This window comes from Secundilactobacillus similis DSM 23365 = JCM 2765 (assembly GCF_001311075.1).
GTDB classification, from domain to species: domain Bacteria; phylum Bacillota; class Bacilli; order Lactobacillales; family Lactobacillaceae; genus Secundilactobacillus; species Secundilactobacillus similis.
The window spans coordinates 13,686-39,039 of sequence record NZ_BBAD01000018.1; the positions used below are offsets into that span (position 1 = coordinate 13,686).

Below are 25,354 nucleotides of genomic sequence, written 5' to 3' on the forward strand. Positions count from 1 at the left end.
AACGCACTGTCAAAACGACAGTGCGTTTAAGTGTTCAGTTCAATTAAGCTAACAAGTCAACCAAATCGGTCTTTTCAATGCCCATAAAGTACTGGCTCGTATCAACATCAGCCAAAGCTTCAGTCAAATGTTCGCTATCGTAGCGAATACCAGTCAGGGTGTCAGCGAGTTCGCTGGCGTCCTTAGGGCCGAAGAAGTCGCCGAAGAACTTGATCTGTGAAATTTTACCTTGATCAACTAAGATCCGGGCATCAATTGTCCCAGAGGTAAAGTGCTTACGTTTCTTAACGGTGAACTCTGGTGAAGTCCCGTAAACCCAGTCCCAGTTGTTGTAGTATTCTTCGTAGATCTTGTCGATTTCAACTTGGTCTTCGGGGGTGACTACGTATTCTTGATCCTTGATCTCATCTAGGCTGTCCACGTGGAACAATTCCTTCAACAAGATGTCCCGGAATTCAGGAACCGTAATGTTTTGGTATTCTGGTGCCAAGTATGGCTTCAAGTTAGTGACCCGTGACCGCACGGACTTAATGCCCTTTGACTTGATCTTGTCTTCTGGCACGTTCAAAGCATCCGCAATCACGCCTTGGTCAACGTCCAACATCAACGTCCCGTGAGAGAACGTCTTGCCGTTCTTCGTGTACATAGCGTTGCCTGAGAACTTCTTGCCGTCTACTAAGATATCGTTACGACCCGAAACCTCAACGCCAGTCGCACCCATATCGTGTAACGCATCAACGATGGGTTGAACGAAAGACTTGAAGTCACCAAATTGTTCGGAATCGCTATCTAGCACAAAGCTAAAGCACAGGTTGCCGAGGTCTTGGTAGACCGCCCCACCGCCGGAAAGCCGACGGGTAACGGTGATGCCGTTTTCCTCCACGTATTTTTGATTAATCTCTTCTAGTGTGTTTTGGTTGCGCCCCACAATAATGCAGGGTTTTTCGTAATAGAACAGGACTAATGGTTCCCCAAAATCCTTGTTGTTCATCAAATACTGCTCAGTGGCCAAGTTCCGACCAATATCATGAGCTTTCATTGAAACGTAGCGCATATCCCAAACTTCCCTTCAAATATGATAACCAATCATGTAACCATTTTCTAGTTTACCACATTCATGTAATCGGTTACAGCCACTCGCTTGTAGCCTATTGCGCAAGCTAGCCGAGTAACTGAACGAAGGTATCGACATCGATGCCGGAGAAGTACTGGGTGGTATCAATGTCCTTTAGCGCTTCACGTAATGAGGGTTGGTCGTAGCGAACGCCTTTTAGCTTTTCGGCTAATTCTTTCGCATCCTTTTCACCAAAGAAATCGCCGAAGAACGTGATGGTCTTAATCCGGCCCCGTTCAACTAACACCCGAGCGTCGATGGTCCCCGCTGCAAAATGCTGCCGTTTCTTGACCGTGAACTCCGGTGAGGTGCCGTAGACCCAGTCCCAGTTATTATAGTAGTTATCGTACAGGGTTTTAATGTGCGCCTTATCGTCATCCGTTAAAACGTAGGCCTTATCTTTAATCTCATCTAAACTATCGACACCGTAAACCTTCTTCAAAATCGTATCGCGGAACTCCGCAATCGTGAGGTTTTGATACTCCGGTTTCAGGTATGGTTTCAAGTTTGTGACCCGCGACCGCACCGATTTGATGCCCTTCGAAGCCATTTTATCCTTTGGCACGTTCAGCGCATGGCCAATCACGCTCTGGTCAACGTCAAACATCAGCGTGCCGTGGGAGAACATCTTGCCGTTCTTCACGTACATTGCGTTGCCAGAAAACTTCTTGCCGTTGACCAGAATATCATTTCGGCCAGAAACTTCGATCCCCGTAGCACCCATATCACGTAGCGCATCCACGATGGGTTTCGTAAACGCTTTGAAATCGCCAAATCGCTCATCATCACGATCCACCACAAAGCTAAACGACACGTTGCCGAGATCATCGTAAACCGCCCCACCACCGGATAATCGCCGCGTCACTTGAATGTTATGCTCCGCGATATATTCTTGATTAATTTCTTCCAGCGTGTTTTGGTTCCGACCGACAATGATGCACGGATTCTGGTAGTAAAACAATAACAGCGGTTCGTCAAAGTCCTTGTCGTCCATTAAATACTGTTCAGTAGCCAAATTATACCCAATATCATGTGAGGCCATGTTGTAGTAGTACATCAAACGTCCTTCTCTCTGCGATTTAGTGTGACTCGTTTTCATTAGCGTCCGTCGTCAATTTCGCATGGCTTGACCAATCTACGTCACTTAACGCCACAATGACGACACGTCTTACTGTCGATTTTACAACAATTTGTGCAAAAAGAAACCGCTTTAATCCGTGCTTCTGGCTGGTATTTGTGAAATAAATGAGGATAAATCCTAATTTAACCGGGATTATAGCTCAATCTTTTTTCAGAAAAACGGGCGGAAACTACTTTTTTCTTAATGGTATTTTATAGTTTATGTTAAAATAGAAGGTGAAGTACAAGTGGTTATCAACGTTGGGCAAGACCATGGCGTGCTTACGAGACAAGCTTCAACTTGAAACTTATAATAAGTGAGGGAGTGGCGTATATGGACCAACAATATCAAAACATTCTCGCACCAGTTGATGGATCAAAAGCCACCGATCCGGTGTTAGATAAAGCAATCGAAGTTGCAAAGTTAAACGATACCCATTTGGATATCCTGAACGTGCTAGAAGTAAATCAGTTTAGTGACACTTACGGGGGCGCTGTGAGTGGCGATGTCATCTACAAGCTTTCCGAAGACGTCCAAGCGCGCTTGACCGAATTGAAACAAAAGGCCTTAGACGCTGGCGTGAAGTCCGTTGACATTCACGTGCGTTTTGGGAACCCAAAGCCCGTTATCGCCCGGGAATTCCCAGCTGACCATGACACCCAACTGATCGTCATTGGCTCAACCGGTCTGACCGCCGTTGAACGGTTAATGATCGGCTCCGTAACCAACTACGTCAGCCGTTCCGCTGTCTGCGACGTTTTAATCGTTAAGCCAGCCGAATTGTCAAAGTTAAACAAACAGTAATTTAAAATTACCTCTAAACGCCATGGCCGATTCCAGTTAGGATCAGCATGCGTTTTAACTTACATATATATAGAAACTACCGTCCTCAATCTACCAAAAAAGGAGCTCTCTCATGTCCCCCATTTACAGCACCGAGCGTCTCATCGTTCGACCACTTACCTCAGCTGATATCCCAGTGCTAAGCAACACCCTTCAAGACCCCATCGCCATGGCCGCCTACGCGCACGCTTTTAGCGACCAAGAAGTGACGGATTGGCTGAACAACAATCTACGTCGCTATCAAGAAGACGGCTACGGCTTGTGGGCGCTGATTTGCAAAACCGATGGTCAGTTCATCGGCCAATGTGGCCTGACCAACCAGAACTTTAACGGCCAATCCGTTGTCGAAATCGGCTATTTGCTACAACGCGATTACTGGCATCAAGGCTATGCGATTGAGGCCGCTCAAGGTGCGAAACAGTACGCTTTTGATACGTTGCACGTACCAGAAGTGTGGTCGATCATCCGCGACAATAATTTTGCGTCCATGAACGTTGCCATTCGCAACGGGATGCTGGTTCGGGGCGTTACCATCAAACACTATTACGGCATCGACATGCCCCACTATGGCTTTTCGGTCAAACGGGAGGTGATTTAAATGACCCAGTGGCAACTCACGGCAACCCTCCCAGCCGATTTCACCGCCAAACCCCTTCGACAACTACTGACGCAGGACTGGTGGTTACCTAAACATCTCGTTTTCAGTTTAAAGCGCGGGCAACGGGTGCTGGTCAATGGCAGTTACCGACCCGTTAACTTCGATGTCCTTGCAGGTGATCGACTTCAACTCACCTTTGTGCCGGAAGACTTCGACCATCCCTTCAGCAACGTCGATCCCGATAGCGCCGCCACGGTAGCCGTCCTGTACGAAACGGCCGACTTACTGGTCGTCAACAAAACACCGGGTAGCAAAACCCACCCCAACCAACCGGGTGAAGTCGGCACCACCCTCAACCACGTGGCCGCCTACCTTGAACCAAAGGGCCAGCAGCCCTACATTTTAAACCGCTTGGATCAAGAAACTAGCGGGGCACTACTGATCGCCAAAAATCCCGCCGTGGTGCCACCCCTCGTCCGCGCAATCAAGGAAAAGCAGGTTCAACGTACTTATTTGACTTGGGTCCACGGTCGCTTCAACAGCGACACGGTACGATTGCGTTACCAATTGGACGTGACCTTGAAGATCAGCGAAAACGGCGGTCGATGGTGAACACGCCCAGTCAGCGATTACCCACTACCAAGTGATTCAGCGGACCGAAACCGCGACCCTCGTTGCCATTCGGCTTCAAACCGGGCGAACACACCAGATTCGGGTGCATCTCTCTGCGTTGGGTCATCCAATCGTTGGCGACCCGCTGTACGCCCACGATGCACGGCAACAGCGGCTGTTATTGCATAGTTGGCAGTTGAAGTTGCCTTTGCCGTTTTCGTTTGCAGAAGTGCGGTTGGTGGCGCCGGTGCCGGATAGTTTTCGGGCGTTTGAGGTCACTCAGTGAGGATGTTGATGCCGGTCAAGCCAGTAGATCACGATACCGCTGACCACCACCCCACCAGCAATCAAGTACGTTTGAAGCTGAAAGCTAAGCATGATGCCGACCACGATTCCTAAGGCTAAAACCGGCACCAACTGACCACCCCATAAGCGCATTCCCGTGGGCAACGTTTGATCACGGCGAAGTTTAAAACTTGCTAGAATGGTGACCAGATACTGAATGAACGCCGCTAACACGATCAGATTCACTAAGAACAGGTAATCACCACTCACCACCAACAACATCGCTAATCCAGTAGTCACCAACACCGCCACGACCGGTGCTTGAAACCGATTTTGGCGACCAAATACCGCGGGTAACAACTGCTTTTCCGTTGCTAATGACGCGAGTCCAACCGGTGTGTCAAACGATACCGCTACTGCAACGCCAAGAATCGAGATCAACATGCCAACCAGAATCACAACTTTTCCAATTGGCCCCACAACCTGTTCAAAGGCTAGCGCAACGGGTAACGTTTCTCCCGCCAATCGGTGGCCAAGCAAGCCAATCGTTACGATCAATGCTAAGCTGTAGATCACTGTGACCACTAACATGACTAGTAACAGCGCGCGTGGCAAATTGCGTTCAGCCCGCTGCATTTCTTTAGCCGCCGTTGGCAAAAATGAAAAACCCGTAAACATATAAAACGAGGTCGTCAAAGCCAGTATCCATTGACCATGAGTCGCGGGTGTGGTGATTACTGGCGGCAACTGGGCCCCTAACGTCATGGCGCCACCGATGATAAACCCGAGAAGTAGTAGCACCTTCAAGGCACTCGCCAAGTTATCTACAACTGACATCGTCCCCGGACCAAATAAGTTAATGATTGCTAACATGCCAATCAATCCCACCGCAACCACCACGTACCAGGTCCGTTGCTGTAACGCCGGGATAAAATCCGTTAGCGTCGTTAAAAACGCTGCAATTTCCGCACTGATCGTAATGACCCCCAGAAACCAACTCAACCAACCAATCTGAAAGCCCACTGCCGGTCCGAACGCTCGATTTGCGTAGACCCAGGCCCCACCATCTTCATCAATTTTCGAAGCCAAGACCGCATAATTTAGCGCAACTAACGTCGTTGCTATACCAGCCAAAATAACGAGAAGGACACTCCAGTTTCCCGCCTGCTGGTAGAGGCTGCCAGGGAGTAGAAAGATTCCGGAACCGATAATGCCGTTGACGCCTAATAGAAGGACACTGCTGAAAGAGAGGCTTTTAGCGTGAGCGCGCATGGGAGTCACCGCCTTTTATTTTTATTGTATCAAGGGGGCATTTGGGGCGGTAGGGATTTGCTTGGTGGGGTTGGGAAGTTGCGGGATAAGCTGTATGAGACATAAAAGCCATAAGCTCCAAAGTGATTGGTGAGTTAAAAGCACCGCTTTCCGGCTACTGATTTTCGGCTGGTGGAAGATTATATTTCTTGGGGTTTCTGAAAGATTTTGGGATTGCTTACTTTTGCACCTTCTGGCCACCACGCCGAACGCGCGCCAAAACTCAGGCCCCGGCCATATAAGCCAATCAAAAACGTGAGTCCTGGTCTTGGGACTCACGTTTTTGATTGGCTTATATTCTGGGACCTAACCGAGTTTTATCGCGCTCTACCGATAACTCAACCCTCTCCTCAACCGATGCCAAAAATTCCCCTCATCGGCCTGCAGGATCAAGCCCTTGTAGATGCGACTGATATACCACACCATCAGGATAATGGTTAACGCTAAAATGCCCAACGAAATGGCCACCGCCGTCACGCTCACGTTACCGTTGATCACCCTTAACGGCATGAAGTACGACGAGAAGAACGGCACGTACGAGAGCACCTTGACCAACAGCGCATCCGCGTTACTTTGGAATGGGAACGTTGAGAAGAACGCGATCATACTCAAGTACACCGCTGGGTACGCTGCCTTTGACGCATCCTCCGCCTTCGCCACCAGCGCACCACTAAACGCCGCTAGTACCGTGTAGATGATGACACCTAAGAATAGGAATACTAAGTTCACACTCACCAGATTATGAACAACCTTGTCAACCAATGTCCCGTACTGGTCAAAGAACGGTTTCGCTGACGACAGTTGCCGCGCAACCGTCAGACTCGCCCAACCACCAAGGACGTACACCAGAAGTTGAGTGGCAATGACCAGCAACACGCCCAAGATTTTACCACAGAAGTATTTGGCCGCCGTAGTACTTGAGAAGACGATTTCCATTACCTTGGTGCCCTTTTCCGACGCAATTTCCTGCGCGGTGATTGACGAGTAGGTCGTCAAAATCATGTATACCATGAAGACTAGGATCCAAAACGACGCCATTTTGGCGATTTTGGCTAACCCGGTCTTCTTCTGGACAACTTCTTTGAAGGCAACCCGTTGCTGTAACGTTTGCAGCTGCTTCTTCGATAACTTCGCCTGCGCAACGTTTTGCTGCGTCTGAAGTTGGGTCAACGCACCGGTTAGCTGGCCCTTTTCGGTTGCATCGAGGCTGTCAGTGCCGTGATAAGTCGCTGCCAACTGCGTTCCCGACTTCAACACCACGTAACCTTTGATTTTCTCCGCCTTCACCGCTTTTTTAGCCGCAGCAACGGTGGTTACCGACCGCTTAACATCGCTTTTCGCTGTTTGTTTCAAATACGCTTGGCGCAACGCCGGCTGATCCGCCACCACCGCAATTTGATTACCACTAGACGCTGAATTAGCCGACACTAGACCAACACCCAACGAAACGGCCATCATCAGAAATGGTGACAGCACTAAAATCACAAAGCTCCAAGACTTCACTTGGCGAAGATACGTTGTCGCGGTAACGATCCATAGTTTTTTCATCGCCCGTCACCCGCTTTCAACCGGAAAATCTCATCTAAAGTCGGTGGCTGCTGACTGAACTCTTCCAGATACTCGCCATTCGATAATCGTTGAAAAATCAGTGGACCAGCTGCTGGATCATCCACCCGTAATAGGTAACGGTTCGCCGACAAGTTCACAACGGTCGTCACGTGGGGCAACTGGGCCAGATCACCTGGTCGCCAATCCGTTGTTACAAAGATCTCATTTTTACCAAATTGATCGCGCAACGCCCGAATCTCACCGTTGAGTACCATCTGCCCCTTGCGTAACATCACCAGCTGATCGCACACCGATTCAACGTTGCCCATGTCATGGCTGGAAAAAATAATCGCTGCGCCCTGATGTTTAGCATCCAAAATGGCCTGCTTCAGTAAATCTTCGTTCACAGGATCCAACCCACTGAACGGTTCATCCAAAATGATCAACGATGGCCGATGAATCAGCGTACAAATCAATTGCACCTTCTGCTGGTTCCCCTTCGACAGCGATTTAATTTTATCGGACCGTTTACCCTTCACTTCAAACCGCGCCATCCAGCGGTCAATCTCAGGTTTGATTTTCCGAGCCGATTGCCCCTTTAGTCGGGCTAAATACAAAATTTGCTGTTCCACCGTCATCTTCGGCATCAAACTCCGCTCTTCCGGCAAGTAACCGATTTGATTGAATACCCGCTCGTCAATCTGATGATCATCCCAGCTAATCTGACCATCGTAGTGAATAAAGTTCAAAATACTGTGAAAGGTGGTCGATTTACCAGCCCCATTTTGACCAATCAATCCCATGATCTCACCCTTTTGAACCGAAAACGAAATCTTTTGCAACGCCTGCAAATCCCCGAAACGTTTGGAAAGTTCCTGTATCGCTAACACCTGATCGCCCCCAATTGAATCGTCTTTGTTGCCTTAAGTTTAGCAGAGATTAGAGAACTTACCTAATCAAATTGAAAGCGGTTATCCTCCGCATTATTTTTGAAAAAAAAATAGATGCTATGATGAACGTGTTTCAAATTAACACATCGTAATCAATTCGTTTTTATCGAAAGAAGGACATCCAACATTGAATAAAACACTCATCAAAGGTCTCGCCTTCAGCGCCTTAGCACTAGGTATCGGTTTTACAACTCAACAAACCAACGCCGATGCTAGCACCGCTTATCGGACCGTCAAGACTAAGAGTTACTACAGCACTACGCCAGCTTATCATGCGAAGAATGCCACCAAATCTGTTTATATGTGGAATAGCACGATTACCAAAAAGCTGCATAACTTGAAAAATTACCCTAAAACAACTTGGTATGTTCAAAAGAGTGTGAAACTAACCAACGGTAAGAAGACCGGTATTTTCTACTATGTTGAAAATGCATCCAACTCTGTTCGTGGTTATGTTTGGCGCGGATATTTAACTAAGGGCAGTCTTTCAACTGCAACTAACACTAACAGTTTAACAACGGCTACCAGCAACAATAGTATTACCTTTAACTTTGTTGATGATAATACCGGTGCAACTGTTAAAACTGCGCAATGGATCATTCCAAACAGCTATCTCAAGTCCGGTGCAACGCTTAAAAAGGGCGTACTTCTAAAAAACGTCCTTACTAATTTAGCTAAAGTTTGGACTGGCGCTAGTTCAGTAGGTCCTGATGGTTATGATATCATCGATACATCCGGTACCGGTCAATCCACCTTAAAAGTTGGTGGCACCCTGACACTTAAAGTAACTGCTCAACCAACTAAATAAGTCATCGTATTAAAGTTTGACACAAAGAGCACCCTAGGCAGTAATTGCTAGGGTGCTCTTTAAGGTTTATTTAAACGCGCCCTGCATCTGATTCTCCACGTACTCCCGGTACAACGAATGTTTCTTCAATAGTTCCGTATGCGTCCCGTGTCCACTAACTCGACCATGCTCGATAAAGTAGATCTGATTAGCATCCACGATTGTGCTTAACCGGTGCGCGATCACCAACGTGGTTCGATTGTGCATCAACTTCTCTAACGCTTTTTGAACCATCATTTCAGATTCAGAGTCCAAGCTAGCCGTGGCTTCGTCTAACATCAAAATCTTTGGATCACGTAGGAACGCCCGCGCAATCGCGATTCGTTGCCGCTGACCGCCAGACAGTTTCACGCCACGTTCACCAACCTGCGTTTCAAGCCCATCAGCCATATCGGCAACGAAGTCTTTAGCGTAGGCCATTTCAAGCACCTGCCAAAGTTGATCATCCGTGTAATCACCCTTCAACCCGTACGTCAGGTTGTAGCGAATCGTTCCGGCCATAATCGTTGCATCTTGGCTAACGAGGCCGATCTGTTGACGCCAGTCGTTGAGGTTCAGTTGACTGACCACCGTATCACCGATTTTAATCGTCCCGCTAGTTGGATCGTAGAAGCGTTCCAATAACTTAAAGATGGTTGACTTACCACCACCGGAAGGCCCCGCAAACGCCACAACACTGTTGGGTTTCGCTTCAAAGGACACGTCCTTTAGAATCGGCGCACTATCTGCATAACTAAAATCAACGTGGTCGACCGTCAACGTTTGGCCGTCAGCTTGAACGAATTCGCCGGAAGTTTGGTCTTCTTCGGGGGCATTTAACAGTTCTTGGATCCGGGCCGTTGACCCACTGGCCTTGGCGAGGTCCGAGAAGAACCGGCCTAACGTTGCGAATGGGCCAATCAGTTGAATCAGGTACATTAAGAAGGAAATCAGCGTCCCAAAGGTCATGCTGCCCGCTGCTACTCGACTGGCACCGTAGATCAGCATGCCAATCACCAGTGCCATCATTACCATTTGCATGATTGGTGAGGCAATGGAATCATAAATGGCTTCCTTCAAGCCGATTTGGTATAACCGCTTGATTTTAGTGTGGCCGGCTTCGCGTTCAACCGTCTCAGCCGTTGAGGATTTGACCAACTGAATGTCACTTAACATTTCACTGGCTTCCCCGTTAAAGTCAGCCAGCGCATCCTGCCGAGCATGGGCGATTTTATGCGACTGTACTGCCACCGGCATGATCACTAGCACCACTAACGGCACCGCGATGAACATAATCAGCGTCATCTTCCAGTCCATGAACAGCATCAAGATCAACGCCCCCACCAACTGGAGGATCGAGGTCACCATGCTAGGCACGGAATTGGCCAACAGATCCTTTACCTGAGACGTATCGTTGACGAGCCGCGAAGCAACTTCGCCGGAACGCACTTCGGTAAAATACCCGACTGGTAATTTTAAAACCTTATCCCATAAGAACTGCCGTAACTTGTTAACAACGTCTTCACCGAAGAATCCTAACACACTCCCCGATACAGCACTCACCAGTGCACTCAGGACAAAAGCCACGATCAACGTGATCACTAACCCTGAATTAAGCTGATGACCAAGTTGATTGATCAGGTTCTTCGCAAACTGCGGTACCAACAACTGCACGATGGTGGCAATCAACCCCAACCCCAAGCCAACGCCAAGTTGCCAAAAATGCGGTTTGATGTGGATCATCAATTGAACAAACTGCTTAAAGTTAAATTTCTCACGCGTGCCACCTTTAGTCTGTGGCCGCCCCTGCATCTCTCTCATCTCATACGCCTTCTTTACTAATCGTTATCCCGCCGGTCGTTTCGGAAGAACCCGAATCGACCGAAGTCACCACCGAAATCATGATGGTGGTTAAAGTAATCGTGAAGTTGCTTGTGATCTGGCCAGTTTGGCATTTTCTCATCTAAGTCAGCCAGTAACTTCCGTAACGTCCCAGCTAACTGTTGTTGTTCTTCACTGGAAAGTGAGTCAAATAGCGATTCAGAAACGCCATCCTTCAACGACTGCGCCGCCGAAATAAAGTTGCGTCCCTTTTCAGTGAGTGAAATCAACATCACCCGCTTGTCTTCTTCTGAATCGTGCCGCTCAATCAACCCGCCATCTTCTAGCTTGCTAACCAGCGCGCTGGCTGAACTAGGTCGAATATCAAGCTCGTCCACAATGTCCGAGTTCGTCAACTGTTCATGTTCGGACAACAGTTGCAACACCCGAATCTGTCCCCGGTTAGGCTGATGCTGATCAAATTTACTGGTGCGCAACACTGCGCTCATAAACGTCCGTTGCTGGAATAAACGGCCAAACAATTGAATCAATTCTTGAGAATCATGGGTCATGGTTAAGTACCTCGAATTATCGTTTAGTATTTAGTTAGGATTCGTTTCTGCTAACTAACAAAATAGAGTATAGTTATTTAGTTAGTTCTTGTCAACTGAAACTAACTAAATAATTTTGTTTGTACTATTTGTTTTCGTTGGTGCGTTGATTATGGGTGTGGGCACAGCCGGCCGGCCTGAAAATTTGGGCTGGAACGTCGTGGACACGGCTGAGCCCAATTTTCAGACCGACCTCTTGTTTGTGCGTTGTCGGCATCGAGACCGCACTCCCGAAAATTTATTATGAAGGCCAAACTGTCGCACGATGATAATTAGCGAACATCTCAGTAATGTGCTGAACGATAACGTTACTGTATTGCGTCAACAATATGCTCAAGCATGTTGAGTCAACGTTCAAAATAACTTAACGTTCGCCATTACGAAGATGAAACATTAACCGCTGATCAATTTTAACAGTTGTTAAATCAACGTCAGGCGTAACAATTTTGCAGCAAACAGTTCAATTTATCGCTTGAGATGCTCTGCAATAGTCCCGAACGGCATCATGTAAGATGTAGGTAGCCGGTTAGGTGGATGCTGTGTCGCGATAATTGGTGGTTGGTGGTGCTTTCCCAACAACCGCCAATTATCGGGGACGAATTGAAGACTCGCGCGGGTTTTGGCGAGGCTTCAATTCGAGCCTGAGACCGCTCTTCGGCTCAGGCCGGCCCCACAGCAGGAACCTAGCCGGCTACCGGAATCGATAGATTACGCAAATCAGCGCACTTCGCAAACTAAACCAAAGAACGTTTACACTAGGTAAAACAAAAAATCCCCGACAAAATTGTCGAGGATTTTCGCATAACACATTAACAGTTAAATTACTTAAGTGGTTGCCACTTCCAGTTATTAACTTCTGGTAAGTCGGTCCCGTTTTCACGAATGTAGGCATTGTGCTTAGCAACCATGTCGTCCATCCGTTGAGCGAAGTAAGCGCCCTTAACCGCGTAGTCAGGAATGCTCAAGACAGCATCCTTGGCCAAGTGGAACCGGTCGAGTTCGTTCAAGACCCGCATGTCGAATGGTGTGGTGATATCACCGTTTTCACGGTAACCGTGGACGTGCAAGTTGTGGTTGTGACGATCGAAGAAGATGTCCTTAACTAAGTCTTCGAAGCCGTGGAAGGCAAAGATCACTGGCTTGTCGACAGTGAAGTAACGATCGAATTCATCGTCAGTTAAGCCACGAGGGTCGTTCTTAGGTGAACGAAGCTTCAAGAGGTCGACCACGTTGATAACCCGAATCTTCATGTCTGGGAATTCGTCGTGTAACAATGAAACGGCGGCGAAGACTTCCCAAGTTGGTTCACTACCAGCGGCAGCGAAGACGATGTCTGGTTCGGCACCTTGGTCAGTTGAAGCCCAGTCAATGTAGCCTAACCCGTTGTTAACCAAGTTAGTGGCTTCATCAATTGAGAACCATTGTGGACGTGGGTGCTTTGACGTAACCAGCAAGTTGATCTTTTCGTAACTTGCGAAGGCCACGTTAGCAACGGCCAACAAGGTGTTGGCGTCACCTGGCAAGTATTCACGGATAAACTCTGGCTTCTTTTCAGCCAAGTGAGTCAGCATCCCTGGATCTTGGTGGGTGTAGCCGTTATGGTCTTGCTGGAAGACAGTTGACGTATCCACGAAGTTTAATGATGGGTATTGGTTCCGCCATTGTTGTTCAGCGGCTTTACGCAACCACTTCATGTGTTGGGTCAACATTGAGTCAACGACCCGGCCAAATGATTCATAAGTGGCGAAGAAGCCGTGACGACCAGTGAGGACGTAACCTTCCAACCAGCCTTCAGCTTGGTGTTCAGACAATTGAGAATCAATGATCCGACCTTGATGGGCCATGTTTTCGTCATTAGGTTCCTTAATGTCTTCCATCCATTGACGCTTACCTTCATCCAAAGCAGCGTACAACCGGTTAGACTTCGTTTCATCAGGACCAAATGCACGGAAATTGTTCGGGTTGAGCTTCATCGCTTCAGCAACCCATTCAGACCAAACTAACATATCCTGTGCTTGAGTAGCACCTGGGGTCTTAACGTCGATCGCAAATTCCTTGTAATCTGGCAACTTCATTGGTTCTGGCTTGATCCCACCATTGGTGATTGGGTTCATGGACATCCGTTGGTCACCCTTTGGTGCAAAGGCGCGAACTTCATCCTTGATTGAGCCATCAGCGTTGAAGAAGTCTTCTGGATGGTATGACTTCAACCAGCTAACCAACTTGTCAGCGTGTTCCATTTCACCAGCGGCAATTGGAAGTGGGACTTGGTGCGCACGGAATGAGTTTTCAACGGGGTTACCATCGAAATCACTCTTAGGACCAGTCCAGCCCTTTGGTGAACGGAAGATGATCATTGGCCAGTTAGGCAACGAATTGTCGTTGTTTTCGCGAGCGTTCTTTTGAATTGCTTGGATCTTTTCAATAGCGCTGTCCATGGCCTTAGCCATTGCTTCGTGCACTGGCATGTGGTCGTCTGGATCATCAACTTCAACGAATTCTGGATCCCAGCCCATCCCGGTGAAGTAGTTCTTTAAGTCTTCATCAGACATCCGTGATAGGATCGTTGGGTTCGAAATCTTGAAGCCGTTCATGTTAATGATTGGTAAAACAGCCCCGTCTTTAATTGTTGATGAACTTATCTGAGAACCATGAAGCCGCTAATGGGCCGGTTTCAGCTTCACCATCACCAATTTCAACAGCGGCGATGACGTCAGGGTTATCTAAAATTGCACCAGTCCCGTGGGAAAGTGAGTAACCGAGTTCGCCACCTTCGTGGATTGAACCTGGCGTTTCAGGCGCAGCATGGGAAGCCACACCACCAGGGAATGAGAACTGTTTGAATAACTTCTTCAAACCAGCTTCATCCTGAGTAATTGCTGGATAAATTTCTGAGTAGCTGCCATCAAGGTACGAGTTTGAAACCATGACTTGGCCACCGTGACCTGAACCTTCAATGTAGAACATGTTCAGGTTGTACTTGTTAATGACCCGGTTCAAATGGGCATAAATGAACGTTTGTGAAACGATCGTGCCCCAGTGCCCGATAGGTTTAACCTTTACATCGTCAGAAGTTAATTCCCGGTTCAACAATGGGTTGTCCCGTAAGAATAGTTGGCCAACTGATAAGTAGTTAGCTGCACGCCAATAAGTGTCAACGCCTTCCAAGTACTGTTTGGAATCGTAATCTACTGCCATTAGAGTAACACTCCTTTGATTGATTAATAAGATTCACTACATCATAAAGTTAAAGCTTGGTTCAAGGGTAAATCAGTTTGGTGACATACCCCGTTACTAATTTACACCCCTATCATAGACCGTTTTTTCGAAAAGTCAACCTTTTAAATAATTGATACGGTCCAATTATTTAAAAGTCGGTCATCACGACTTCACAAGTTGAATTATGCCAAATTCAATCGAGCAAGTCCAACAATTTGACCGACTTTACCAGAACTTTACATAGGTTAAGCAAAACGCAAAAAAACACCCAGAATTCACAATCGAATCCTAGGTGTTTTCTAAATTTCTGATTATTGCTCCAATAAATCCACGAATTTTCCGTGAACTAATTTGCAGACGTCTTCCGCATTTAACTTAACGGAACGGCCAATTTGACCCGACGACACAATAATGTCGCCCTGTTCCTTGGCCGTGTTATCGAAGTAGATCGGGTACTTTAACTTTTCCCAGATGCCAACTGGCGTGTTAGCACCGTGTTCATAGCCCGTCGTTTTAACGAGTTCCTTGAGTGGCACCATGCTGACCTTCTTGTTGCCAGAGGCCTTTGCCAGTTTTTTGAGGTCCAAATGCGTATCAATCGGTAGTACCCCGACCACGGGACCGGTTGTTTTGCCGGATGCCACGAGGGTTTTGTAAATGGTATGCTCGTCGTACTGATTTTCATCAATATCGACTTGCGCAACGTCGCCCTCTTCATGAGTGGCGAAGGTCAGTTGCTGATACGGAATTTTTGCCTTATCAAGAATCTGTTCAACCAACGTTTTATGTAGCTGACTACCTTTTTTCTTTTTTGCCATAGGTCTGAATCCTCACTTTATTTAATATTGGTACAGCCCAGAAATCAGATTGAATAGAACCAATTTCTGAAATAGTGCGCTTCAAAGTAGGCGAACTGCTTAAAATCTGTTATACTCGATACAACTATAGAATCAGTCAGTTGGTTGCAAGGAGAACGCATCATCCATGAAAGATTTAGTCTACCGAAGAGTGCTACACGATTTGAAAGCACGTATTCACGATAATCAGTTTCCAAACAAGCGACTACCAGATGAACGAAGCCTAAGTGAAGCATACAACGTTAGCCGCAGTTCAATCAAGCGGGCGTTGAGTGTTTTAGCAAATCAGGGCATTATTTTCAAAAAACGGGGTTCTGGCACCTTTATTAACCCGCTATATATGAAAAACCAAACGATCTTCCACTATGAAGGGTCGAATCTGGGGGTCACCGATAGTTTTCAAAGCGACGGTCAGACACAGAGTATCGATCTGTTGTCGTTTCAGGTTGTTCCGGCTTCAGAAGAGATGCAACAGGATCTCTTCTTGGAGAGCGGCGATTTTGTGTATGAGATCAAACGATTACGTAAGTTTGACGACAAGCCCTTCATGATCGAACGGGGCTTCATTCCGATCAAAATCGCGCCAGAATTGTCACAAAAGGTGGTTTCAGGCTCAATTTTTAACTACTTAGAAGAAGAGCAAAACAAAGTCGTCACGAAGTCATTCATGACGATGAAGGTGGCCCCTTCTAATGAGGAAGATCAAAAATTACTGAGCTTAAAACCAAACGAACCGGTTGCCATTATGGAAGGCATCTTCTTCCTGGATGATGGTACCCCGTTTGAGGTGTCCAACATGCGCTTGCGGTATGATTACTTTAATTATAATACGTTTGTGACGTTGGATGAGGAATAGAGCGCGAAGCAAAGCGGTTAGAGACTGGAGCATAAGGCCCCCTCGCCAGAAATCCCGGGTTTTGGGATTTGTGGTGAGGGGGCCTTATGTGCAAGTCTCTGCTTTGCGTAGCGCATTTCGGCGCAGTTGCCTAAATGCGGTTCCGTGAGTAATTCTTCTAAATAAACGATAATGCGCCAAACTAAAGTCACATGAGGCGCCGAAACTAACGTAGTAGCAACGCTCGTCGCCACCACCACTCTACCAACTTAACAAATCAATCCCCTCAGTGACTAAAAAGTCCATATTGGTAAACATCAAACTCGCTTCTCAACCCAAACCTAATTAAAAATTTTGCTCAAAACTATTATCTAGCCTAAACGTGTTCCAAGAAGCAGGGAGCTGCACGTAAGGCACTTCCACCACAAACCCCAAAAACCGGGGTTTCTGGTGGAAGTGCCTTACGCTCCGCTCCCTAACCGCTTCTTTCCACACTCTCTCTGCCTACTTCAACCCATTCCACTCCGCCTTAAAATCTTCCAAAAACGTTGTCATGGTCTTCTGCCGGTTCTTAGCAATCCGCTTTGCAACCGGGGTGTTCATTTGGTCTGGCAGTTTCAGCAGTTTTTCGTAAAAGTGATTAATAATCGTTTCGTTATCTAAATTCCGATATTCCGCCTTCGTCATGTTTTGACGTGGCGCAATCTTGGGGTCATAAATCTTTTCACTGTGATGACCACCATAGTAAATCGCCCGGGTGATCCCGATGGCGCCAATCGCATCCAAGCGGTCAGCATCCTGCACGATTTGCCCTTCTAACGGTAATGGTTGTTGGTCATCCGTAAGGGATTTGCTAAACGACATGTTGTTAATGATCAACATGATGGTTTGCACCTGATCAGCCGTAAATTCTAGCGAGGTCAGTAATCGCTCAACGTCCGCTTGCGCATCGGCGACATTGGCCACTAACTTGTCGTCGATCACATCGTGGAGGTACGCTGCGCTCAGTGTCAGTAAATAACTTGCAGATGGCTCCTCCGCCAACAGCATCTTGGCGTTCGTAACCACCCGGTGAATGTGGTCCAGTCCGTGGCCAGTTTGATCATCGGCTAACTTTTGCGCCGTATAGCTTTCGATTGCCGCTAATTGTTCGGTTGCTTCCAAAGTGTTCACCCGTTCTTTCTAGAAAATTGCGTTATCAGTTAGCATATAAAATTAACATTAAAATACGATTAAAAACACTGTTTGATTTATGTCAACTTTTCCATATAACGACCTAAATCCACGCCATCAGAACGGGTTTTCTTGTGCTCAACGCCCAAACATGCTATCGTTTTTAATGATAATCTGATTAGACCAAAAAGGAGGCTTTTATTGCCATGACGCCCATTTCTCTTAAAGGACTCCCCCTTGGGGCTGGAATACCAAAGATCTGCGTGCCGATAACCGGCACTGACGTCAACCAAGTCATCGGCCAAGCAGGCGAAATCGTGTCATCTTCTGCCGACCTCGCTGAATGGCGGCTAGACTACTTTAACGGTCTTGAAGAAACGGCCGGTTTAATTGCCACAACAAACCGATTGACTGAGATTTTAGGTGATCTACCACTGATCATTACCCTACGCGACCGCACTCAGGGCGGTAAACGCCAGATTTCTGATAGTGATTACCAACAGCTCTACACAGCAATTTTACGCAACACCAACGTTGCAGCCATCGACCTTGAATGGCAACGAGACGCAACGCTTCTGAGCCAACTGATCGACCTCGCTCATGGGCAACAAGTTCGAACCATCATCAGTTGCCACAACTATGATCAAGCGCCAACCGAGGCTGAAATGGTCGATCAATTGACCCAAATGGCTTTGTTAGGTGGTAACTTACTAGAATTGGCCATTACGCCAACAAATGCAAACGATGTTTTAGGTTTGATGAACGCCGCTCACGATGCCAGTCAGCGGGTCGAACAACCCATTATCGCCACTGCGATGGGGCCACTGGGTACCGTCACCCGAGTTGCAGGCCAAACGTTTAATAGCGCTCTGACCTTTGCGACGATTCGGAGTGAAACCGCTCCAGGTCAACTCTCAGTCGATCAGACGCGAACCATTTTAGATGTACTGGCACATTGAGGTGAATCAGGTCGTTCATAACCCCTCAAATCATCTGGTAACGCTCATTACCGAACTAATTTGCAGACCGCTTGAAATCGCTTTAACAATCTGTTATATTAATAACAGGATTTAACGTAAAACGTTTTACTAGATAACTTAACGATAACCCTAACAATCAACGAAATGAGGCTTCCTAACATGACAAACCGCGTAACCGTAATCGGTAGTTTGAACGTCGATACTATTCTTGAGATTCCCCGTTTACCTAAACCAGGTGAAACGCTCGCAATGCACAACCAATCTTTTGCTGGCGGTGGCAAGGGCTCTAACCAAGGGATCGCTGCTGGCCGGGCCGGTGCTGATACCTACTTTATCGGTAAAGTTGGCGACGATGCCAACGGTAAGTTTATGATCAATTCAATGACTGAATCAGGCATTAACGTTGACCAAATCACTGTAACCAAGGATGCCAAGACTGGCCAAGCCTTCATCTTACTTGATGACGAAGGTCAAAACTCGATCCTCGTTTACGGTGGCGCTAACCAAGAATTAACGGCCACTGACGTTGAAAACGCCAAGGACACGATCGCCCAAAGCGACTTTATCATTACCCAATTCGAAACGCCATTAGACGTTGCCGAAGCTGCTTTCAAAGAAGCTAAAGCTAACGACGTTGTGACGATTCTCAACCCAGCTCCAGCTCGTGACACGATTCCAGCTAGCTTGCTGGCAGTGAGTGACTTAGTTGTTCCTAACGAAACTGAATGCCAAACGTTAACTGGCGTTGAGATCACCGATGAAGCGTCCATGATCAAGGGCGCTGAAAAGCTCCATGCGATGGGTGCCAAATGCGTGATCATCACCGTCGGCAGCAAGGGCGCCTTCTACCACACCGCTGATGGCGACACCGGCTTCGTGGACGCCTTCAAGGTCAAGGCCGTTGATACGACCGCTGCTGGTGACACCTTTATTGGCGCCTTGAGCTCTCAATTAAACAAGGACCTCAGCAACTTGCCTGATGCAATTCGCTTTGCTAACCGGGCGTCATCCATTACGGTTCAACGGATGGGCGCTCACCCTTCAATTCCAACGTTAGCTGAAATTGAAGCCGCAGAAGCAGCTGCTAAGTAAGTTTTAATCGCAATAACTTTTCCTTAAACAACTCAAAAAAAGCGCCTCATCAAATCACAAATCGATTTGATGAGGCGCGTTTTTTATCTGCTATTTCGTTTTTAACGCCGCATTCTTAAACGTCGTTAACCCAACGTTGGCAGTAGCGAGTTGATTCTTATCCGTTGCCGTGGCCTTAAAGCTAACCTTGTCGCCCGCTTGCACGAACTGGAAGATTGGCTGGAAGTCCTTAGACGTGGTATCCATCCGGTAAACGTGGCTGTCACCCTTCAGGATAAACAGGATCTGTTTATCATCCGGTTTGACAACCCGTTCAACGGTGCCAGAAATCGTCTTCCCGGTTACCTTTGGTGCAGCTGTAGCTGTCTTACCGCCGACCCGTTGCTCGAACAGCGCTAACGTGCTACGCGCATCGTCGCCAACTGCGTAAGAACCGCTTTGGTTGTTACCGTCTGCCAGCAAGTAGACGTATTTCATAAACGAGTTATTATCCCGGTCCAACATGGAGACGACCCAGGTTGGGTCACCGTTGATCCGGTACAGCAGTGGTAAGGTCCCCTTGTAGTTCTGCGGGTTGATATCCTGTTGCGCGTATGAGATCGCCCGTTCTGGCGTCATCACGTTACCGTGTTCGCGGTAGTAGTGCAACGTGTTCGTCCGGGCATCCACGAAGGCGTAGCCAAAATCGAACTTTGGTGACTATTGACACTGGTCATCCCGGTGAAGTAGTAGATCCGGCCCTTGTAGGCGTATGGCGTTAACTTGTCGCCGCCTTCAGTACCAGCTTCGGTTGCTTCATCACATCGTTATGACCGCCAAAACTGGTGGCATTCCAGAACCCGTGACGGTATTTACCAAACATCGTCACTTCGTCTGAAACCAACTCAGGCGTGGCCGCAACGTCCACGAACTTCGGTACTTTGTTTGGTGAGTAAACTTTCACCTTACCCGTGATCGTGTTCAACACCGCAACCTTGTAGTGCTTAAAGTCGTAGTTGCGGTTGAAATACGACAGTGGTTTCGCCAACGTCCGAACGTAGTATGGCGTCCCGTTATTGTCGACTTCCAACTGCGACGTCTTGCCCACCATGGTGTAGCCCATACTGCGGGCGCTGATTCGACGATCGGCATCCATGTTGAAGTACGCACTTGGCGTATAGCGCATTGGCTTCGAGACGAACTTCGGATCCGCGTTCTTATCCGTCGCGTTCGTCATGAAGTACCCTGGCACCTTTTGGTAGTGAATGTAGCGCCAGAAACCGCCGGAGAACTCAACGGGCGCCACGTAAACCATCTTGCCCTTGTACATCTGAACCCGCATGTGGTTCAAATCGTAAACGTTGGAGTTCTTAAAGCTGTTCAGTGAGTTGTTCATATCGGTGGACACCGTTTGCGGGGCGTTCACAACGGGCGTTTCCGCGCTGTCCTTAATGACCGGCATTGGTGCGCCCTTCGTACTGTTGTTCATTTCCGTTTTAATGGAATTAACCGCCGGCGTTGGGTTCATCTGAGTGATAACTGCTGAAATACTGCCAAGAACCATCAACACAACGATCGCCCCAACGGCAGCCCCTAACAGTTTGCCTAACCACCCAACGGTCAGACCAAAGCGCTGGAAGAACCGGGCGAAGATGTTATCTTCACTTTCGGCCCGGGCTTCCACCGCACCCTTGTTGAAAACAAATTTGCGTAAAACGGCAACGAGCACTAGTCCACCGATCAGCCACATCAACCAGCCATCGATCATGGCCGGATAAGCCAGATCAGGCAAGTTAAAGTAGGTGTTCACATAACTGACGATAAACAGTGCAACAACGGCCAGCGTCCCCCAAAGACGCCAGCGTTTGGTACTCACGATCAGGAACCAAACAAACGGGATCAACAACCCCGAAAGTTTGACCAACGTGATTAACGCAAAATAGCTCAGCATATAACGTCGCTCCTCTTTTCAAACCCCAAACTTTTGTATGTTGGAGAGTTGCTGGGTTCTATTATAACAGAGCGCGAAGCAAAACGGGTTGAAGTCGGAGCGTAAGGGCCTTCCTACATAAAGTCATGAACCTCGACTTTATGTAGGAAGGCCCTTACGTGCAGACTTCAGTTTTGCTTCGCGCGTTTCGGCGTGGCGGCCTTAAAACATCCCCGTTAACAATCCCACCACGAGGACGATTCGCGAAACATATCAGTCAACACTTAGTCGAAACCAACGTAGTAGTTACCTACTATCTCAAGTGAACTGCCAATGCTACACAACTCAATTACAATGACACCATTTAAAGATTATCTTAGTGCATCACATCCAGTCGAGTGCCACTCTCGCACCAAAAGCCAGGCTTATCCTAACAGAGAAACTAGCTTGATATATCAATCATCTGGGAACCACAAATGGCTTTTATATGCTCAAATACAAGTTCGAGCCAGTCAAAAACGACCCCAACAATCACGCAACCTCCCCATCAACCATTCCGAATTCAAGTTGAATCTCACCGCCAACCGTGCTACCTTATTTTAGGTGGAAAAGTCCACATATCAGAATAAGAGGGAAATTGAATTATATGACAAAGACACGTGAAAGACTCATGCTGAGCATTTCAACCGTTGTGCTTGGCTTAATTGCCGGTTTAGGATCACTCATTCTAGCCAACTTTTTAGATATCATTGAAAAACTCTTTTTAAATTTTAACGAAACACCCCTGAGTCCGTTTGCGGCCAACGCTAGCGGCACTCGGCGATTAGTATCCATGGTGATTGGTGGCGTCATTGCGGCCATTGTGTGGTACTACATGCGAACCAAAATGAAGCCTACCGTTAGCATCGCTAAAGCGCTAGATGGCGAAACCATGCCGGTGTGGACGACTGCGGTTCACGTTTTCACCCAAATTTTCTTCGTCGCTACGGGCGGGTCAGTTGGCCGCGAATTGGCGCCACGAGAATTTGGAGCCATGCTATCACAAACGTGGCAACGATTTTTACAGCATTTCGGGATCACCTTTGATGAAGAGGACCGTAAGCTATTGATTGCAGCGGCTGCGGGGGCTGGCTTTGCGGCCATCTACATCGCACCGTTGACCGGGACCATGTTTGCTATCGAACTATTGTATAAAAAAGTCACTGGTAGAGCCGTCGCCGTGAGTCTCACCATGTCATCCGTTGCGATGTTAGTCGGGTCCACCTTGCGTGGTTTTCATCCGTACTACGCTGTGGGTAACGGTGACTTCTCACCAATTTCAGTGGTGTTAGTCATTGTTGTTGGGCCATTGTGTGGCGTTGTCGGCGCCTACTTCCGCCGCTTCTTCCAATGGGCAAACAAGCACCAAGCTCGTGACCGTTCAATTCTGTGGTTACTGCCTGCTGCAGCCGTGTTAACCGGCGCGATTGCGTACTTCTATCCTGAAATTTCAGGTAATGGTCGCGCCCTGGCACAGCCGGCGATGACGAATCAGTCAGCTGGCTTGATCGGCATCTTCTTAATTGGTGGACTTGCTAAAGCCCTGGTCACTGTGTTCTCGTTAAGGGCCGGTGCCTCTGGTGGGACACTAACCCCTTCAATTGCCATTGGGGCCACGATTGGGATGAGTTTGGGCGTTGTCGCCCACATGTTGATCCCCGGCATCACGATTTGGCAAGGTGGCTTAATCGGCGCTGCAACGCTGCTAGCTAGCTCACAACAGGCGCCATTTATGGCACTGTTCATGATTTTTGAAGTCTGCCATCTCGATTACTCAGCTCCTGCCATTAGGACTGGGTGTGGCACTAGCCAGTGCTTCGTCACAACTGGTGTTGCATCAGTCGAAGAAACCGCAACAACAACGATAATAGGCGCACCAAAACTCAGATCCTAGACTATAAAAATCCGTAGATTCCCCAAATCAGGAATTCACGGATTTTTTTATATTCTGGAACCTAAACGCATTTTGTCCCGCGCCTAATCATGATAAACTCGCCGCATAAGTATCTAACAACTGTGCGACTTCTTTAATAACCGCTACGATATCAATCTTTTCCTTCGCAAAACTGCCCGTAGCTAACCGGTGAACGGCAGCAGCCTTGTCCGTTAATTCTAGATGATCTTTTTCTAAAATATTACTTAGTAGGTAGTCGGCACTAGTGTGACGGGCCTCTTGTAATTCAAAGTCCTCCGGGTGTCCCGAATCATTAACCCACATGGTAAACGTCTGAAGATTGCGACAAACGTGCGAAATAAAGTTTTATCTTCAGGGGTTAATAAAAAGATACTTTCAGTCATAATTAACCACCACTCTCAAAGTTATATCATCGTACTCTCATGTTTCTTTTATTTTACCATACTTTCCGTTGCTTTTTGACGATTTCGCTTATATTTAAAAGTGTTCGGTGACCGAGTTTTTGGCTAAAATTTCATTTTTAAATCCCACTCTACCGCATTCCCGAACATCCCCGGATTAGTCTTAACCCCTATTCGGCTTCAGTTCCGAAATGCCCCGCCACAGCTGACTTTGACAAGTCATTATTCGGCTCAATTTGAAAAAACATGCATCAATTTTGCATGTTTTTTCCGAAAATTATTTTCATTTTTTTGATCCATTAGCCAAACTTGGCCGGTTGGATTAGCTTTTGATGACTTAAATCAAGTTTTGGGTCCTGCAATTCCTGCAAGAGCAGTTCTGCAGCACTGGCCCCCATCAAGTATGGATTCTGCGTAATCAGTTGGGTATTTGGCGCTAATCGCCGGGCAGTATCGGTATCCGCAAAACCGGTTGCCGTTACCTGATGACCGTCTAGTAGCCCCTCGTTGATCAAATCTGGGATAAATTCAAGGAACCAGCGCTCCTTTAACGCAAACACCAAGGTTCGTTCTGTTGAGCGGGTCAACGCCGCCTTCAACTGCTGATAAACAGCCGAATGATTATAGGACGTTTCCGAAACCTCAATCGTATCAACGTTATCCGCCACGGACAAAATGCCGCGGTACCGCTCCTGCCGCGTCCGTGCTAGATGAACATCCGATGTCAGCACGATAACGTGCGTCTGGCCTTCGTCTAGAAAATGCTGCGTTGCCTGCCGCGCGATTTGATAGTTATCCGTCACCACTTGTGGCCACGTCCCCGCATCCATCTCCCGGTCAACGACAACCACTGGTAACTGCCGCCGTAGCGCCTGTTGAATCGTTTGTGGGTCATTTTCCGGTTGAATGATTAACCCGTCAAACACTTGCCGCCCAATCACTTCCAGCAGCTTTTGCTCCCGAGCATGATCCGAGTCCGCATCAAACAACACGCCAATGTAGCCTTGACTCTCCAAGATTGAACTAATGCCTTTGAACAACTCGCTAGAAAAGTAGTCATCGATATTGGCTACAATGACCGCAATCATCTTGCTGGACTTGGTGATCATCTGGCGTGCGCTGGAGTTTGGGACGTAATTGAGCTTCTCAATTGCCGCCGCTACCTTCGCCGCTGTCACCTTGGACATCCGATTCGTTTCCCCGTTCAAATACCGGGAGATGGTCGCAATCGACACCCCAGCTAGCGCTGCCACGTCCTTCATGTTTGCTGATTTAGGTTGATTTGCTGTCATTAG

General features: G+C 47.7%; 20 protein-coding genes and 2 pseudogenes. 9 read left to right on the forward strand and 13 right to left on the reverse strand.

The annotated features are described in order from the left end of the window. Positions 1-43 precede the first annotated feature (43 nt). Together lplA (JCM2765_RS06025) and lplA (JCM2765_RS06030) are read right to left on the reverse strand one after the other, a co-directional pair. The gene (lplA, locus tag JCM2765_RS06025; RefSeq protein WP_054734932.1) at positions 44-1,054 is read right to left on the reverse strand and encodes a lipoate--protein ligase; all 1,011 of its coding nucleotides are present in this window, start codon (positions 1,052-1,054) and stop codon (positions 44-46) included. A gap of 106 nt (positions 1,055-1,160) precedes the next feature. Then, complete coding sequence (gene lplA, locus JCM2765_RS06030; RefSeq protein WP_054734934.1) at positions 1,161-2,171, reverse strand: lipoate--protein ligase; 1,011 nt, start codon at positions 2,169-2,171, stop codon at positions 1,161-1,163. Positions 2,172-2,567: 396 nt separating this feature from the next. Here lplA (JCM2765_RS06030) and JCM2765_RS06035 point away from each other — a divergent pair, with 396 nt between their 5' ends. The 4 genes from JCM2765_RS06035 to JCM2765_RS19015 all read left to right on the forward strand — a co-directional run bounded on the left by JCM2765_RS06035 (position 2,568) and on the right by JCM2765_RS19015 (position 4,573). Continuing rightward, positions 2,568-3,038 (forward strand): universal stress protein, encoded by a 471-nt coding sequence (locus tag JCM2765_RS06035; RefSeq protein WP_054734938.1) that lies wholly within the window; start codon positions 2,568-2,570, stop codon positions 3,036-3,038. Positions 3,039-3,150: 112 nt separating this feature from the next. Beyond that, positions 3,151-3,675: a GNAT family N-acetyltransferase gene (locus JCM2765_RS06040; protein ID WP_054734940.1), complete on the forward strand. Its 525-nt coding sequence runs from the start codon at positions 3,151-3,153 to the stop codon at positions 3,673-3,675. Continuing rightward, positions 3,676-4,287, forward strand: a complete 612-nt coding sequence (locus JCM2765_RS06045; protein WP_369404043.1) for a pseudouridine synthase — start codon at positions 3,676-3,678, stop codon at positions 4,285-4,287. A 31-nt stretch (positions 4,288-4,318) separates the two neighbouring features. Further along, positions 4,319-4,573: a pseudouridine synthase gene (locus JCM2765_RS19015; RefSeq protein ID WP_369404044.1), complete on the forward strand. Its 255-nt coding sequence runs from the start codon at positions 4,319-4,321 to the stop codon at positions 4,571-4,573. Here the strand turns inward: JCM2765_RS19015 and JCM2765_RS06050 are convergent. The 3 genes from JCM2765_RS06050 to JCM2765_RS06060 form a co-directional block, all read right to left on the reverse strand. Further along, positions 4,567-5,844, reverse strand: a complete 1,278-nt coding sequence (locus JCM2765_RS06050; protein ID WP_054734943.1) for an APC family permease — start codon at positions 5,842-5,844, stop codon at positions 4,567-4,569. The genes JCM2765_RS19015 and JCM2765_RS06050 overlap by 7 nt on opposite strands. A gap of 366 nt (positions 5,845-6,210) precedes the next feature. Beyond that, positions 6,211-7,431, reverse strand: a complete 1,221-nt coding sequence (locus JCM2765_RS06055) for an ABC transporter permease (protein WP_054734946.1) — start codon at positions 7,429-7,431, stop codon at positions 6,211-6,213. After that, positions 7,428-8,321, reverse strand: a complete 894-nt coding sequence (locus JCM2765_RS06060; protein WP_054734949.1) for an ABC transporter ATP-binding protein — start codon at positions 8,319-8,321, stop codon at positions 7,428-7,430. Before JCM2765_RS06060 ends, JCM2765_RS06055 begins: the two co-directional genes overlap by 4 nt. 187 nt (positions 8,322-8,508) lie before the next feature. Between JCM2765_RS06060 and JCM2765_RS06065 the strand changes: the two genes are divergently transcribed. Further along, a complete protein-coding gene (locus JCM2765_RS06065; protein ID WP_054734952.1) occupies positions 8,509-9,189 on the forward strand; it encodes a hypothetical protein in 681 nt (226 codons plus the stop codon). A 66-nt stretch (positions 9,190-9,255) separates the two neighbouring features. On the opposite strand, the gene JCM2765_RS06070 is transcribed toward JCM2765_RS06065, so the two are convergent. The 4 genes and pseudogenes from JCM2765_RS06070 to ybaK all read right to left on the reverse strand — a co-directional run bounded on the left by JCM2765_RS06070 (position 9,256) and on the right by ybaK (position 15,676). Then, entirely contained in the window at positions 9,256-11,019 is a 1,764-nt protein-coding gene (locus JCM2765_RS06070; protein WP_420852586.1) for an ABC transporter ATP-binding protein, read from the reverse strand. Between the two features lie 26 nt (positions 11,020-11,045). Continuing rightward, complete coding sequence (locus tag JCM2765_RS06075) at positions 11,046-11,600, reverse strand: MarR family winged helix-turn-helix transcriptional regulator (protein WP_054734957.1); 555 nt, start codon at positions 11,598-11,600, stop codon at positions 11,046-11,048. Between the two features lie 860 nt (positions 11,601-12,460). Next, a pseudogene (locus tag JCM2765_RS06080) lies at positions 12,461-14,837 on the reverse strand (phosphoketolase family protein). A gap of 332 nt (positions 14,838-15,169) precedes the next feature. Continuing rightward, positions 15,170-15,676, reverse strand: coding sequence for a Cys-tRNA(Pro) deacylase (gene ybaK / locus JCM2765_RS06085; RefSeq protein ID WP_054734960.1), 507 nt, complete (start codon positions 15,674-15,676; stop codon positions 15,170-15,172). Between the two features lie 166 nt (positions 15,677-15,842). Here ybaK and JCM2765_RS06090 point away from each other — a divergent pair, with 166 nt between their 5' ends. Continuing rightward, entirely contained in the window at positions 15,843-16,571 is a 729-nt protein-coding gene (locus JCM2765_RS06090; RefSeq protein WP_054734963.1) for a GntR family transcriptional regulator, read from the forward strand. A gap of 483 nt (positions 16,572-17,054) precedes the next feature. On the opposite strand, the gene JCM2765_RS06095 is transcribed toward JCM2765_RS06090, so the two are convergent. Continuing rightward, positions 17,055-17,714 (reverse strand): HD domain-containing protein, encoded by a 660-nt coding sequence (locus JCM2765_RS06095; protein WP_054734997.1) that lies wholly within the window; start codon positions 17,712-17,714, stop codon positions 17,055-17,057. Between the two features lie 215 nt (positions 17,715-17,929). Here JCM2765_RS06095 and aroD point away from each other — a divergent pair, with 215 nt between their 5' ends. Both aroD and rbsK read left to right on the forward strand, forming a co-directional pair. Next, the gene (aroD, locus tag JCM2765_RS06100; protein WP_054734966.1) at positions 17,930-18,682 is read left to right on the forward strand and encodes a type I 3-dehydroquinate dehydratase; all 753 of its coding nucleotides are present in this window, start codon (positions 17,930-17,932) and stop codon (positions 18,680-18,682) included. Positions 18,683-18,862: 180 nt separating this feature from the next. Beyond that, positions 18,863-19,795 (forward strand): ribokinase, encoded by a 933-nt coding sequence (rbsK, locus tag JCM2765_RS06105; RefSeq protein ID WP_054734969.1) that lies wholly within the window; start codon positions 18,863-18,865, stop codon positions 19,793-19,795. A 90-nt stretch (positions 19,796-19,885) separates the two neighbouring features. On the opposite strand, the pseudogene JCM2765_RS19240 reads toward rbsK, so the two are convergent. Further along, a pseudogene (locus JCM2765_RS19240) lies at positions 19,886-21,725 on the reverse strand (hypothetical protein). A gap of 625 nt (positions 21,726-22,350) precedes the next feature. On the opposite strand from JCM2765_RS19240, the gene JCM2765_RS06115 reads away from it, so the two are divergent. Next, the gene (locus tag JCM2765_RS06115) at positions 22,351-23,637 is read left to right on the forward strand and encodes a chloride channel protein (RefSeq protein WP_369404045.1); all 1,287 of its coding nucleotides are present in this window, start codon (positions 22,351-22,353) and stop codon (positions 23,635-23,637) included. 87 nt (positions 23,638-23,724) lie between these two features. Here JCM2765_RS06115 and JCM2765_RS06120 read toward each other — a convergent pair whose 3' ends face one another. Both JCM2765_RS06120 and JCM2765_RS06125 read right to left on the reverse strand, forming a co-directional pair. Beyond that, the gene (locus JCM2765_RS06120) at positions 23,725-23,961 is read right to left on the reverse strand and encodes a hypothetical protein (RefSeq protein WP_054734971.1); all 237 of its coding nucleotides are present in this window, start codon (positions 23,959-23,961) and stop codon (positions 23,725-23,727) included. A 397-nt stretch (positions 23,962-24,358) separates the two neighbouring features. After that, positions 24,359-25,351, reverse strand: a complete 993-nt coding sequence (locus JCM2765_RS06125) for a substrate-binding domain-containing protein (RefSeq protein WP_054734975.1) — start codon at positions 25,349-25,351, stop codon at positions 24,359-24,361. Positions 25,352-25,354: the final 3 nt, after the last annotated feature.